This is a genomic window from Curvibacter cyanobacteriorum, from assembly GCF_028649475.1.
Classification (GTDB): Bacteria; Pseudomonadota; Gammaproteobacteria; order Burkholderiales; family Burkholderiaceae_C; genus Curvibacter; species Curvibacter cyanobacteriorum.
Map to the genome: position 1 here is coordinate 368,958 of NZ_JAQSIP010000001.1, position 12,773 is coordinate 381,730.

General features: G+C 68.0%; 13 protein-coding genes. 9 read left to right on the forward strand and 4 right to left on the reverse strand.

Translation table 11 applies throughout. The annotated features are described in order from the left end of the window. The first annotated feature begins 32 nt into the window (after nt 1-32). The 3 genes from PSQ40_RS01605 (at nt 33) to PSQ40_RS01615 (ending at nt 3,185) form a co-directional block, all read left to right on the forward strand. Nucleotides 33-1,181, forward strand: a complete 1,149-nt coding sequence (locus PSQ40_RS01605; RefSeq protein WP_273948228.1) for an ATP phosphoribosyltransferase regulatory subunit — start codon at nt 33-35, stop codon at nt 1,179-1,181. 13 nt (nt 1,182-1,194) lie between these two features. Further along, a complete protein-coding gene (locus tag PSQ40_RS01610; RefSeq protein WP_273948230.1) occupies nt 1,195-2,568 on the forward strand; it encodes an adenylosuccinate synthase in 1,374 nt (457 codons plus the stop codon). A 92-nt stretch (nt 2,569-2,660) separates the two neighbouring features. Then, nucleotides 2,661-3,185 (forward strand): phosphoribosyltransferase, encoded by a 525-nt coding sequence (locus PSQ40_RS01615; RefSeq protein ID WP_273948231.1) that lies wholly within the window; start codon nt 2,661-2,663, stop codon nt 3,183-3,185. A gap of 195 nt (nt 3,186-3,380) precedes the next feature. On the opposite strand, the gene PSQ40_RS01620 is transcribed toward PSQ40_RS01615, so the two are convergent. From PSQ40_RS01620 to PSQ40_RS01630, 3 genes are all read right to left on the reverse strand, one after another. After that, nucleotides 3,381-4,193, reverse strand: coding sequence for a MinD/ParA family protein (locus PSQ40_RS01620; RefSeq protein WP_273948232.1), 813 nt, complete (start codon nt 4,191-4,193; stop codon nt 3,381-3,383). Nucleotides 4,194-4,197: 4 nt separating this feature from the next. Further along, nucleotides 4,198-4,971 carry a GGDEF domain-containing protein gene (locus PSQ40_RS01625; protein ID WP_273948233.1) on the reverse strand — a complete coding sequence of 258 codons (774 nt, stop codon included), beginning with the start codon at nt 4,969-4,971 and terminating at the stop codon, nt 4,198-4,200. Between the two features lie 84 nt (nt 4,972-5,055). After that, entirely contained in the window at nt 5,056-6,723 is a 1,668-nt protein-coding gene (locus PSQ40_RS01630; protein ID WP_273948235.1) for a SulP family inorganic anion transporter, read from the reverse strand. A gap of 134 nt (nt 6,724-6,857) precedes the next feature. Here PSQ40_RS01630 and PSQ40_RS01635 point away from each other — a divergent pair, with 134 nt between their 5' ends. The 3 genes from PSQ40_RS01635 to PSQ40_RS01645 all read left to right on the forward strand — a co-directional run bounded on the left by PSQ40_RS01635 (nt 6,858) and on the right by PSQ40_RS01645 (nt 9,466). Next, nucleotides 6,858-8,090: a PLP-dependent transferase gene (locus tag PSQ40_RS01635; protein ID WP_273948237.1), complete on the forward strand. Its 1,233-nt coding sequence runs from the start codon at nt 6,858-6,860 to the stop codon at nt 8,088-8,090. Nucleotides 8,091-8,271: 181 nt separating this feature from the next. Further along, the gene (locus PSQ40_RS01640) at nt 8,272-9,204 is read left to right on the forward strand and encodes a DUF2189 domain-containing protein (RefSeq protein ID WP_273948238.1); all 933 of its coding nucleotides are present in this window, start codon (nt 8,272-8,274) and stop codon (nt 9,202-9,204) included. Nucleotides 9,205-9,256: 52 nt separating this feature from the next. Beyond that, nucleotides 9,257-9,466 (forward strand): hypothetical protein, encoded by a 210-nt coding sequence (locus tag PSQ40_RS01645; RefSeq protein WP_273948240.1) that lies wholly within the window; start codon nt 9,257-9,259, stop codon nt 9,464-9,466. Between the two features lie 124 nt (nt 9,467-9,590). Here the strand turns inward: PSQ40_RS01645 and PSQ40_RS01650 are convergent, their stop codons facing one another. Further along, on the reverse strand, nt 9,591-10,175 hold the full coding sequence (locus PSQ40_RS01650; RefSeq protein WP_273948241.1) for an arylesterase: 585 nt from the start codon (nt 10,173-10,175) through the stop codon (nt 9,591-9,593). 117 nt (nt 10,176-10,292) lie between these two features. On the opposite strand from PSQ40_RS01650, the gene PSQ40_RS01655 reads away from it, so the two are divergent. From PSQ40_RS01655 to PSQ40_RS01665, 3 genes are all read left to right on the forward strand, one after another. Next, nucleotides 10,293-11,000 (forward strand): ABC transporter ATP-binding protein, encoded by a 708-nt coding sequence (locus tag PSQ40_RS01655; protein WP_273948242.1) that lies wholly within the window; start codon nt 10,293-10,295, stop codon nt 10,998-11,000. Between the two features lie 82 nt (nt 11,001-11,082). Beyond that, nucleotides 11,083-11,817, forward strand: coding sequence for a 23S rRNA (guanosine(2251)-2'-O)-methyltransferase RlmB (rlmB, locus tag PSQ40_RS01660; protein ID WP_273948244.1), 735 nt, complete (start codon nt 11,083-11,085; stop codon nt 11,815-11,817). A gap of 23 nt (nt 11,818-11,840) precedes the next feature. After that, complete coding sequence (locus tag PSQ40_RS01665; protein ID WP_273948246.1) at nt 11,841-12,659, forward strand: SIR2 family NAD-dependent protein deacylase; 819 nt, start codon at nt 11,841-11,843, stop codon at nt 12,657-12,659. Nucleotides 12,660-12,773: the final 114 nt, after the last annotated feature.

The window sequence follows — 12,773 nt, forward strand, 5'->3', positions numbered from 1 at the left end:
AAAATCGCGTTTTTAACAGCCCCCCTTCATCCATGTCTGCTTGGGTCCTGCCGGATCACATTGCCGATGTCCTGCCCTCTGAGGCCCGGCACATCGAAGAACTGCGCCGCGCCCTGCTCGACACGGCGCGCGGCCACGGCTATGAGCTGGTCATGCCGCCCCTGCTCGAGCACCTTGAATCGCTGCTGACCGGTACCGGCGAAGCGCTTGACCTGCTGACCTTCAAGTTGGTGGATCAGCTCTCAGGCCGCACCATGGGTCTGCGCGCGGACACCACCTCCCAGGTGGCCCGCATCGATGCCCACCTGCTGAACCGCCAAGGCGTGACCCGCCTGTGCTACTGCGGGCCGGTGTTGCACACGCGCCCGGACCGCCCGCATGCGACCCGCGAGCCGCTTCAGTTTGGCGCCGAAATCTACGGCCATGCCGGCCCCGAGGCCGACCTCGAAGCGGTGCAGCTGGCATTGCAGTGCCTGCATGCCGCCCGTGTGAACGGGGTCAGCGTCGACCTGGCCGATGCGCGCATCCTGCGCGGCATCCTCAACGGCCTGGCGATCGAGCCCGCGCGCCTGCACGACCTGCAACAGGCCTTGGCGGCCAAGGCGGGCAGCGAGCTGCGTCAGATCACCGCCGCGCTGCCCCAGCCGGTGCGCGAGCTGCTGCAGGCCCTGCCGGGTCTGTATGGCGATGCGTCGGTGCTCGACGAGGCCCAGCGCGTGTTCGCGGCCCACCCCGATTTGCTGGCGGCGCTGGCGCAATTGCGCTGGCTGGCCGCCCAGCTCGGTGACGTCAACGTCACTTTCGATCTGGCCGACATGCGAGGCTACGCTTACTACAGCGGCGCCCGTTTCTCGATCTTCGTGCCCGGTGCCAGCGATGCCCTGGTGCGCGGTGGTCGCTACGACGAGGTGGGGGCGGTGTTTGGCCGCAACCGCCCCGCGGCGGGCTTCAGCCTGGACCTGCGCGAGCTGGTCGGGGTGGTGGCGCCGCGTGCCCTCAAGGCCGCCATCCGCGCGCCCTGGGGCCTGGATCCGGCCTTGCGCGCGGCGGTCGCCGCCTTGCGTGAGCAAGGCGAAACCGTGGTCTGTGTCCTGCCTGGCCATGAGAGTGAAGTCGATGAGTTCCATTGCGATCGCCAACTGGTTTCCAGTGCCGGCCAGTGGGTCGTGAAATCCCTTTGATATAGATACAGTGATGAATAAGACAAGCGGTCGTAATGTGGTGGTCGTCGGTACCCAATGGGGCGACGAAGGCAAGGGCAAGCTCGTGGACTGGCTGACCGAAAGCGCCCAGGGCGTGGTCCGCTTCCAGGGCGGCCACAACGCGGGCCACACCTTGGTGATCAATGGCGTCAAGACCGCCCTGCACCTGATCCCCAGCGGCATCATGCGTCCCGGCGTCAAGTGCTACATCGGCAACGGTGTGGTGCTGTCGGCGGCCAAGCTGTTCGAAGAAATCGAAGGCCTTGAGAAGGCCGGTGTTGAAGTGCGCTCGCGCCTGCGCATCAGCGAGGCTTGCCCGCTGATCCTGCCGTTCCATGCTGCGCTGGACGTGGCCCGCGAGGCGGCCCGCGAACAAGGCGGCACCGAGAAGATCGGCACCACCGGCCGCGGCATCGGCCCGGCTTACGAAGACAAGATCGCGCGCCGCGCCCTGCGCGTGCAAGACCTCAAGTACCCCGAGCGCTTTGCCGCCAAGCTGCGCGAGCTGCTGGCCTTGCACAACCACGTTCTGACCACCTTCCTGGGGTCGGGTAAGTTTGTGTTTGGCGACGCGCTCAAGCCCTACATCGTGGACGGCGAGGTGCAGTTCCAGCCGGTGTTTGACGAAGCCATGCGCCACGCCGAGCTGCTCAAGCCCATGATGGCCGACGTCTCGCGTGAACTCAATGACGCGCACCAAAAGGGCGCCAACCTGCTGTTCGAAGGCGCACAGGGCACGCTGCTGGACGTGGACCACGGCACCTACCCGTACGTCACCTCGAGCAACTGCGTGGCGGGCAACGCCGCTGCGGGTTCGGGCGTGGGCCCGGGCATGCTGCACTACATCCTGGGCATCACCAAGGCCTACTGCACCCGCGTGGGCGGTGGTCCGTTCCCGACCGAACTCGAGTGGGAAAAAGAAGGCACGCCGGGCTGGCACATGAGCACCATCGGCGCCGAGAAGGGCGTGACCACGGGTCGCAGCCGCCGTTGCGGTTGGTTCGACGCCGCGCTGCTCAAGCGCAGTGCGCAAGTCAACGGCCTGACGGGCCTGTGCATCACCAAGCTCGACGTGCTCGACGGCCTGTCGGAACTCAAGCTGTGCACCGGCTATGAACTCGACGGCGAAGTGATCGACATACTGCCGATGGGCGCAGACGACATCGCCCGTTGCAAGCCGATCTACGAAACCATCGAAGGCTGGACCGACAGCACCGTGGGCGTGACCGACTACGACAAGTTGCCGGTCAACGCGCGCCTGTACCTGCAGCGCATCGAGCAAGTGACCGGGGTGCCCATCCACGTCATCTCGACCAGCCCGGACCGCGACCACACCATCATGATGCGCCACCCATACCTGGCCTGATTGGTTTTTACTTTTCCCGACAATTTCAACAATAATGAGCCCGCTGCCCTGGCGCAGCGGGCTTTTTTGGTGACCCACCCAGGAGCTATCCGATGCTGACCGAAGACGGCAAACACCTGTACGTGAGCTACGACGAGTACCACAGCCTCATTGAAAAACTGGCCATCAAGATCCACCAGTCGGGCTGGCAGTTTGACACCATCCTGTGTCTGGCCCGTGGCGGCATGCGCCCCGGCGACATCCTGAGCCGCATTTTCGACAAGCCCCTGGCCATCATGTCGACCAGCTCCTACCGCGCCGAAGCCGGCACGGTGCAGGGCCACCTCGACATCGCCCGCTTCATCACCACCCCCAAGGGGGAGATCGCCGGCCGCGTGCTGCTGGTCGATGACCTGGCGGATTCGGGCCACACCCTGAACGCCGTGATCAACATGCTGAAGACCAACTACAGCCCGATCACCGAGCTGCGCAGCGCGGTCATCTGGACCAAGCAGGTCTCGATTTTCAGCCCCGACTACTCGGTGGAATACCTGCCGACCAACCCCTGGATCCACCAGCCCTTCGAGAGCTACGACAGCCTGCGCCCCGAGAAGCTGCTGGAGAAGTGGAAGATCTGAGCGCGCCCGCCAGTCCCTGCTTTGGCCCTGGCGGCCGGGTCGCCATGATCGGGCGATTCAGCCGCCCCTGAAGCCACCCGGACGCGCGCTGAGCCGCCGCCAGGCATGGCCCACAAGCCCGCATCAAAAAAGCCCTGTTGGCGTTCGCCAGCAGGGCTTTTTTGTCGGCGCTTCAGTGCCCCTGGGGGGCCGGGCTCAGCCCTGCATCAGCACGGTTTCGTCGATCTTGTTGGCCAGCTGGGCAATCGCCAGCGCGGCCGGGCTGTTGGGGTTGTGCAGCGACAGCAGCTGGCGCCGCATGACAGCGTCGCGCACCGACGGGTCGGCCGGGATGTCGCCCAGGTGGATCAGGCGCACCGGGCGGCCCGTGTCGGTGCTGACAAAACGGTCCAGCACCTGCTGCAGCTGACCCGTGATGGCGCGGCCGTCGCCGGGGCGCACGGTCTGGTTGATGATCATGCGCACATGGCGGCGCTTTTGCTGCATCGACAGCACCTTGATGGCCGCGTAAGCATCGGTCAGCGAGGTGGGCTCCGGGGTGGCCACGATCAGCACTTCGCCGGCCAGCGAGATGGCGAACAGCACCACGTCCGAGATGCCTGCGCCGGTGTCCAGCAGCACCACATCAAACCGTGGCAGCAGGCCCTTGAGCACCCGCACGAACTCATCCCGCACCTCGGGGGTGAGGCGCGAATACTCGACCATGCCCGAGCCCGCGAGCAGCACCGAGAAGCCGCCTGGCGCCTTCACGATGGCCTGGTCCACGGTGGCCTTGCCGGTGAAGACATCGTGCAGCGTGACCTTGGGGTGCAGGTTCAGCACCACGTCTAGGTTGGCCAGGCCCAGGTCGGCGTCGAGCACCAGCACGCGCTGACCACGGCGCGTCAGCGCCGCCGCCAGGTTGGCCGCCACAAAGGTTTTACCGACGCCGCCTTTGCCACTGGTGATGGCCATGACCTTGGCCGAGACGGCGGCCGGGTGGAGGGTGGGTTTCAGCGCTTCGCTCATCTATTCACTTTCGGTTGGCGCTGTCGGCCGGGTCGCTGAGGTAGGGGTCCATGTCGTCGGTGACGGGGTCGGGCAGGTGGTTGAACAACAAGCCTTTCTCCTCGGCACTGACCGTGCTGTCGGGGGGGAAGTCGAGGCAGACCCGGTTTCGACCCTCGGACTTGGCACGGTACAACTGGTGATCGGCCCGGTCGATCCAGGCCGGGATGCTGGCCTTGACCCAGGGCAGGGTGAAGGAGCCTCCGATGCTCACCGTCACATGAATCTGCAGCCCCGGTTCAATCGTGATCGGCGTGCTTTCGACGATGCTGCGAATCCGTTCTGCGACCGCCTCGCCAAACGCCGCTTGGCAACCTGGCAGGACGACAGCGAACTCTTCGCCCCCGTAGCGGGCCAGGGTGTCCATGGGACGCACACAGCCGGCCAGGGTTTGGGCCACCGCTTGCAGCACCAAGTCACCCGCGGGGTGGCCATGGTTGTCGTTGACGGCCTTGAAGTGGTCGATGTCCAGCATCAGCAGCAAGGCCGATTCGCCGGTGCGCGTGACGCGGTCCACCTCGCGCTCCAGCACCGCGCGGAACTGTCGCCGGTTGGCCAGCCCCGTCAGTGGGTCTTTGAGGGACAGCTCACACAAACCGTCAATCAGGTTCTGCAGGTAGCCGGTGGGCGAGTCAGCTTCAGGGAGCGCGTGTTCCTCGTCCTGGGCCAACAGGGCCTGTGCGGTATCGAGGCGCAGTTTGCTCAGTTCGATCGTTGCAGAGGCCGGGGAAGAGGACACGAAGGGTCTGGGGCAAGAGTTTGGGCGAGTTTAACAGTACCGTTTGTCTTGCTCCGCCGAGAAAAGCCGGCCTTCTGCCCGCCTTTACCGTTGAATTGTGAAATTCTTCAACAAGGCCAAAGTTTCCACATCGGTGCGGGCTGTGAACAACCAGGGGCTTTCCTGCAGGCAGCCCGCGCGGCGCAGCACGGTGTCCACGGGCAACTTCAGCCCGCTGATGAACAGCGGAATGCTGCGCTCCCGCAACATCTGGGTGATCTGCTGGAAGGCTTCAACCCCGGTCACATCGATGCGGTTGATGGGTTGGGCGAACAGGCAGACGGCTTGTGTGTCCGGTCGCTGGCTCAGCTGGTCCACCAGGTGGCGCTCCAGCGTGCTGGCGGAGGCAAAGTCCAGCTCGGCGTCCATGCGCAAGGCCAGCACCTTGGGGGCCAGCAGGGGCAGCTGCCAAAGGTGGCGGTCGCGCAGGCTGCCGTCGGGGTGCAGGCCGACCTCGATGATGCGGGGGTGCAGGCGCTGGTACAGAAAATGGGTCAGGCTGGCCACCAGACCGGCCAGCACGCCCCAATAAAGCTGGGGCGCCGTCAGCAGCGTCAGGCCAAAGGTGGCAAAGGCCGTGATGGCCTCCACGCGCGAGATCTTCCACAGCCCCAGCAGTTGCAGTGGTTTGATCAGGTTGAGCACCGCAGCCACCACGATGGCCGCCAGCACCGCCTGCGGTACATGGAACATGTAGGGGGTCAGGAACAGCAGCACCACCACCACCAGCAGCACGGAGAACAGGGTGGCCCAGCCGGTTTTGGCCCCTGCGTACAGGTTGACGGCCGAGCGCGAAAACGAGGCGCTGATCGGAAAGGAGCCGCTGAGGCCCGAGGCGATCTTGGCCAGGCCCTGGCCAATCAGGTCCTGGTTCTCGTTCCACTGGGTGCCGCCGCGCTGGTTTTCGACCTTGGCGCTGGAGGCGGTTTCCAGGAAGCTGATCAGGGTGATGACCAACGCCGGCATCACCAACTGCCCAAAGGCGTTCAGCGGCAGGCTGTCGGGCCAGTAGAAATGGGGCAGGCCGGCGGGCAGGGCGCCGACCACGGCCCCGCCCTGGTCGGCGAAGCCGGTCCAGGCGCTCAGCGCGCCGGCCGCGGCCACCACCATGATGGCGGCCGGCCAGCGCGGCACCCAGCGTTTGGCGGCCAGCAGCAGGGCGAGGGAGCCCAGGCCAAACCCGAGCGCCGTCAGGTCGTGGGACGGCAGCGACAGCCAGTCGGTGGCGTCGGCGCGCAGCCCGGTCAGGGCCCGCATCTGTGAGCCCAAGATCAGCAGCGCCGCGGCCTGGGTGAAGCCCGACAGCACGGGCGAGCTGACCAGGTTCAGCAGCCAGCCAAAGCGCCCCAGGCCCAGCAGCAGTTGCAGCCCACCCGAGAACAGGGCCAGCCACACCGCCAGCGAGACCCAGGTGTCGCTGCCGGGCTCGGCCAGGCCCGACAGCGAGGCCCCGATCAACAGGCTGCTCAGCGCCGTCGGGCCCACGCCCAGCCGGGTCGATGAACTCCACAGCACCGCCACCACGGCGGGCACGATCGAGGCATAGATGCCAGTGATCAAGGGCATCCCGGCGAGCGCCGCGTAGGCCACGCCCTGTGGCAGCAGCATCAGGCCCACCGTCATGCCGGCCGCGAATTCATTGAGCAGCAGGCTTTTGGACGGGCGGGGCCAGTTGAGAAAAGGGAACAGGCGGTGCAGGCGGTCGTTTTTCAAAGCAGAGTCCGGTGGCGCGGCGGGGCGGCGGGGGTGCCCTGGATTTTGACGCCAAAGTGCGGTGCCTGTCCGCCCCCCGGCCGCGGGGCTTGGTTTGGGGGCGCACGGGGCCGGGGCGGCGATACCATTGGGCCATGAACGAGCCCCAACCGACCCCGCGCCAGCCGCTCACCGAGCTGATCCACCACCCCTACCAGCCGCCCCCGGGCTTCCAGGCCCCCCAGCCAGCGGTGCACAAGGCCTCCACGGTCGTGTTTGCCAACACGGCGGCCATGCGCTCGCGCGACTGGCGCAGCCGCCAGGGCTACACCTATGGCCTGCACGGCACGCCCACCACGTTCACGCTGGAAGAGCGCCTGTGCCACCTCGAAGGCGGCCTGCAGTGCCTGCTGGTGCCCAGCGGCCTGGCCGCGCTGGCCAATGTGGCGTTGGCCTTGCTCAAGACGGGCGACGAGGTGCTGATGCCCGACAACGCCTACGGCCCCAACAAGGCCCTGGCCGAGGGCGAACTGGCGCGCTGGGGCATCACCCACCAGTGGTACGACCCGTTGTCGGTGGACGACCTGGCCCGCCGCCTGGGCCCGCGCACCCGCCTGGTGTGGCTCGAAGCCCCGGGCTCGGTCACGATGGAGTTCCCCGACCTGCCGGCCCTGACCCGGGTCTGCCGCGAACACGGGGCCCTGGTGGCGCTGGACAACACCTGGGGCGCCGGCCTGGCCTTCAACCCGTTCGATTTGGGCGAGGGCTGGGGCGTGGACATCAGCGCCCACGCCCTGACCAAGTACCCCAGTGGGGGCGGCGACGTGCTGATGGGCAGCGTCATCACCCGCGACGAGGCCTTGCACCTGCGCCTGAAAGGCTGCCACATGCGGCTGGGCCTGGGGGTGGGGGCCAACGACGTCGAAACCGTGCTGCGTTCGCTGCCCAGCATCGCGCTGCGGTACCGGGCCCATGACCAGGCGGCGCGCACGCTGGCGCGCTGGCTGCAGCAGCGTTCGGAGGTGGTGCAGGTGCTGCACCCTGCCTTGCCCGGTGCGCCGGGGCATGCCCATTGGCAGGCACTGTGCGGCCACGTGGAGGGCGGCACCGGGGCCGCCGCGGGCTTGTTCAGCGTGCTGCTGGATCCGCGCTACAGCCCGGCCCAGGTGGACGCTTTCTGCGACGCCCTGCAGTTGTTCAAGCTGGGCTACAGCTGGGGCGGGCCGATCAGCCTGGTGGTGCCCTATGACCTGGCCAGCATGCGGCAGCAGCCCACCCCGCACCTGCAGCCGGGGCACCTGGTGCGTTTCTCGGTCGGTCTCGAGGCGGTCGCTGACCTGCAGGCCGATTTGGCCCAGGCCCTGGCCCACGCCTTGCCTGCGCTCTGATCCCGCGCGGGGCCTCAGCGCCGCTGGGCAGGGGGGGCACTGACCGTCCGGTCCCACGCAGCGACCGTTGCGGGCCCTGGCGGGGGGCTTGGTAGTTTCCTGAGTACCCGCCAGGCGGGGCTGGGGTTAGCCTGTGGGGGCTTCTTCGGTCCCCACCACTGCGCAAAGGCACAGGCACCCCATGGCAGCTCCTCTTGCACAAGTCCCCGGTTCGGTTCAGCCGGTGAAGCCGGCCGCATCGGTTGACCCAGGCCCCACGCCCTCAGCCAACGCGGCGGCCCCAGGCAGCCCGGCGGCGGACCGGGCCCCCGACAGTGCCGAGGCCAATCGGCTGCGCTTGGCGCCTCTTACCTTCGCCGACCCCTGGCGCTGGCTGGCGCGGGGGGGCGCCGACCTGATGGCCGCCCCGGGTCTGGCGCTGTTTTACGGCGTTTGCTTCTGGGGCATGGCCCTGCTGCTGGGCTGGGTGTTCCGCAGCAACCCCGAATACACCATGTCCATCGCCTCGGGCTGCCTGCTGCTGGGCCCGTTTTTAGCGATGGGCCTCTACGACGCGAGCCGCCGACGTGAGCGGGGCCAGAAGCCCGAGCTGGGGCTGTCGCTGGTCTGCTGGGACCGCCACATGGGCAGCATGGCGATGCTGGTCCTGGTGCTGCTGGTGCTGGAGCTGATCTGGGGCCGCGCCTCCCTGGTGGTGTTTGCGGTGTTCTTCAACACGGGCATGCCGTCGACCACCGGGGTGATCCAGGCCGTCTTCAACCCCGAGAACTGGGAGTTCGTGGCCGTCTACACCGTGGTGGGGGGCCTCTTTGCGAGCCTGGTGTACTCGATCGCCGTGGTGTCGATCCCCATGATCCTGGACCGCGACACCGATGCCATCACCGCCGCCATCACCAGCCTGCGGGTGGTGTTGGGCCACACCGGGGTGATGCTCTTGTGGGCGGCGATCATCACCGTGCTGGTCGCTTTGGCCCTGTGGCCTTGGGGACTGGGTTTGGTGCTGTTGGGGCCCTGGCTGGGGCACGCCAGCTGGCACGCCTACCGGGGGGCCGTGCTGTGGCCCGCCCCTGAAGCCGCTGCACCAGTGGCCCCGCCCAGCGAGCCCCTGGGCTGAAAAAAGAGACCGGGTGTTACAGTGGACTTCAACTGGATAAGGAGAACCCAACTTGGCAACACCGAACTATGGCTACGAAAAGCGTCAGAAGGAACTGGCGAAGAAACGAAAAAAAGAAGAGAAACTGAAAGCCAAAGCGGATCGGAAGGCGCCTGGTGGGGAGTTCCTGGACTCGCAGGACGGGTCGTTGGCCCCGGACGACCGCCCCGCTGATGCCGCTCCGCAGGGCGACCTGCCGCCCCCGCCTCAGGCCACGGCCTGAGGTCTGCAGCCGCGCCGCGCCTCGCCTCGCCTCGCACAAGCTGCACAAGCAGTACGCGCCGTGCTGGCGGCCCCCGCCGCGGCGGCCCTGGCGCCGAACAGGCCCAGGCCCCCGGGCGATGACCTCACTTGAGCAGGCGTTTCAACTCGGGCCACACATTGGCCAGCATTTGCGCCTGGGCCGCCTCGGTCGGGTGGATGCGGTCGGCCTGGAACAGGCGCATCGCATCCGGACCATCGGCCACCCCCTTCAACAAGAACGGCACCAGCGCGGTTTTTTGGGCCGTGGCTACGCGCGCAAACGTGCGGCTGAAGTCCTCGCTGTAAGCGGCGCCGTAGTTCGGGGGCACCTGCATGCCCACCAGCAGCACCTTGGCCCCCACCGCCTGGCTGGCCTGCACCATCTGCGTCAGGTTGTCCTCGGTCATCTTCAGCGGCAGCCCGCGCAGGGCGTCATTGCCGCCCAACTCGATCACCACCACCTGCGGCTTGTGCTGGTTCAGCAGGGCCGGCAGCCGCGAGCGCCCGCCCGAGGTGGTGTCGCCACTGATGCTGGCGTTCTGCACCTCGAAGCGCGGGGCCTCGCTGCTGACCTTCTGGGCCAGCAAGGCCACCCAGCCGCTGCCGCGGCGCAGGCCATACTCGGCACTCATCGAGTCACCGACCACCAGCACGGTGCGGCGGCCCGGTGTCTGGGCCTTCACAGCCATGCCACATGACCCTGCAACGATGCCAAGCAAGCCGCTGCGGATAAAGTGGCGGCGGTGGCCCCAGCGGGGCCCCGGATTTTCTTGATCATTCAACTGCTTCAAAACGCAAAGCCTTTCATGTCCGAATCCCTCACGCCCGCGATCATCTCGGTGGACCATGTGTTCAAGTCGGTCACCGATTCCACCGGCACGCTGGACATTTTGCGCGATATCGATTTCCGGCTGGCGGCGCGGGAAACCGCGGCCATCGTGGGCGCCTCGGGCTCGGGCAAAAGTACCTTGCTGTCCATCATGGCGGGCCTGGACACTCCCACCCAGGGCACGGTGCACCTGGGGGGCGTGGACCTGTTTGCGCTCGACGAGGACGCGCGGGCCGCCTTGCGCGCGCGCCAGGTGGGGTTTGTGTTCCAGAGCTTCCAGCTGATGGGCAACCTCAGCGCGTTGGAGAACGTCATGCTGCCGCTCGAGCTGTCGGGCCGCCGCGACGCGCGTCAGGCCGCCACCGAGATGCTGAAGCGGGTCGGCCTGGGGCAACGCCTGGGCCATTACCCGCGCGTGCTGTCGGGCGGTGAGCAGCAGCGCGTGGCCCTGGCACGGGCCTTTGTGGTGCAACCCGCCTTGCTGCTGGCCGACGAACCCACGGGCAGTCTGGACTTTGCCACCGGCGACAACATCATGTCGCTGATGTTCGAACTCAACCGCGAGTTCGGCACCACCCTGGTGTTGGTCACCCACGACCGCGGTATCGCGGCGCGTTGCGAGCACCGCATCGTGATCGAGGCGGGGCAGGTCCGCGCCGAAAGTGGCCTGGGCGACAGCCTCTGAGGCGTGACCCCAGCGGCTTGCCCGGGAGGGGCCAGCCCGGCGCTGGGGCAGGGGCCCCAGGCGGATGCCCGATAATCGGGTGATGTCATCCCCCAAAGTGCTGTTCGGCTTCCATGCCGTGGGCGTGCGGCTCAAGACCGCGCCCCAGACCATCATCGAAATCTATTTCGAGCCCACGCGCCGCGATGCGCGCATGCGCCAGTTCCTGGAGCGCGTGCGCGAAGCCGGTGTGCGCCTGATCGAGGCCGACGGCCTGCGCCTGGCCAAGCTCGCCGGCAGCCATGGCCACCAGGGGGTGGCCGCCCGCGTCGAACCCACCGCCCAGGTCAAGTCCCTGGACGACCTGCTGGACCAGGTGAAGGGCCCGCCGCTGCTGCTGGTGCTGGATGGCATCACCGACCCGCACAACCTCGGCGCCTGCCTGCGGGTGGCCGATGGCGCTGGCGCCCATGCCGTGATCGCCCCCAAGGACCACGCGGCGGGCATCAATGCCACGGTGGCCAAGGTGGCCAGCGGGGCCGCCGAGACCATGCCGTATTTCATGGTCACCAACCTGGCCCGCACGCTGGGCGAGCTCAAGGAGCGCAACATCTGGTGCATCGGCACCAGCGGTGACGCCCCCAAGACCCTCTACCAGGTCGACCTCAAAGGCCCCACCGCCCTGGTGCTGGGCGCCGAGGGCGACGGCATGCGCCAGCTGACCCGCAAGACCTGCGACGAGCTGGTCAGCATCCCGATGGCGGGCGCGGTGGAGAGCCTCAACGTGTCGGTCGCCAGCGGCGTGTGCCTGTACGAGGCCCTGCGTCAGCGCAGCTGACCGGCCCCCTCGGACGCCAGGCCATGCCCGACACCCCCGCCCACCCGCTGCCGGGTGATCCGCTGCTGTGGGCCCTGGCCCGGACCTGGTTGGCCGAGGCGCAACGCGTCGCGGTGCTGACCGGGGCCGGGGCCAGTGCCGAATCTGGTGTGCCCACTTTCCGCGACGCGTTGACCGGCTGGTGGTCGCGTCACGACCCCCAGCAGCTGGCGACCGAGCAGGGCTTCAGGGCCGACCCGGCCCTGGTCTGGTCCTGGTACCAACAGCGCCGGGAAGGCGTGGCCCGGGCCCAGCCCAATGCGGGACACCGGGCCCTGGCCGACTTTGCACAGCGCCACCCGGGGCGCCTGACCCTCATCACCCAAAACGTGGACGGCCTGCACCAGCAGGCCGGCAGCCCTGGCGTGTTGGCCTTGCATGGCGAACTCATGCGCAACCGCTGGCTGTCGCCCCATGCGCCGGCCTGCCCCGGGGCCGAACGCTCGGCCGATTCGGTGGCCCGGCAGTGGGGGGGAGCGGCGGATCCCGCGGTGCTGGACAGCGTTCCCCGCTGTCCCGACTGTGGCGTGTGGGTGCGCCCTGGGGTGGTGTGGTTTGGCGAGCCCTTGCCTGAGGCCGTGTTGCGCGAGGCCGAACAAGCGGCCCAACGCTGCGACCTGATGCTGGTGGTGGGCACGGCCGGTGCCGTGCACCCCGCCGCCGGCCTGGTGCTGCTGGCGCACAGCGCCGGTGCCCGGGTGGTGGTGCTCAACCCGCAGCCCACCGAGCTGGACCCCTTGGCATCGCTGTGCCTGCACGCGGGGGCGGCCGCGGGCCTGCCGGCCCTGCTCGACGGGCTTTGAGCGCGGCCTGGCCAACCCGGCCCGGGGGCGGCCGGGGCGTGGCCGTTGGTGGCTCGGCGTCAGCCCGGCGTGGTGCCACCGGAGGCCGCGGCGCAGCCGCTGCGGAATCGGCGT

Excerpts from the sequence above, each read along its gene's own strand:
- PSQ40_RS01620 (WP_273948232.1), bottom strand. The coding sequence starts at position 4,193 with ATGAGCGAAGCGCTGAAACCCACCCTCCACCCGGCCGCCGTCTCGGCC.
- PSQ40_RS01655 (WP_273948242.1), top strand. The coding sequence starts at position 10,293 with ATGTCCGAATCCCTCACGCCCGCGATCATCTCGGTGGACCATGTGTTC.
- PSQ40_RS01635 (WP_273948237.1), top strand. The coding sequence starts at position 6,858 with ATGAACGAGCCCCAACCGACCCCGCGCCAGCCGCTCACCGAGCTGATC.
- PSQ40_RS01615 (WP_273948231.1), top strand. The coding sequence starts at position 2,661 with ATGCTGACCGAAGACGGCAAACACCTGTACGTGAGCTACGACGAGTAC.
- rlmB (WP_273948244.1), top strand. The coding sequence starts at position 11,083 with ATGTCATCCCCCAAAGTGCTGTTCGGCTTCCATGCCGTGGGCGTGCGG.
- PSQ40_RS01650 (WP_273948241.1), bottom strand. The coding sequence starts at position 10,175 with ATGGCTGTGAAGGCCCAGACACCGGGCCGCCGCACCGTGCTGGTGGTC.
- PSQ40_RS01605 (WP_273948228.1), top strand. The coding sequence starts at position 33 with ATGTCTGCTTGGGTCCTGCCGGATCACATTGCCGATGTCCTGCCCTCT.
- PSQ40_RS01665 (WP_273948246.1), top strand. The coding sequence starts at position 11,841 with ATGCCCGACACCCCCGCCCACCCGCTGCCGGGTGATCCGCTGCTGTGG.
- PSQ40_RS01610 (WP_273948230.1), top strand. The coding sequence starts at position 1,195 with ATGAATAAGACAAGCGGTCGTAATGTGGTGGTCGTCGGTACCCAATGG.
- PSQ40_RS01640 (WP_273948238.1), top strand. The coding sequence starts at position 8,272 with ATGGCAGCTCCTCTTGCACAAGTCCCCGGTTCGGTTCAGCCGGTGAAG.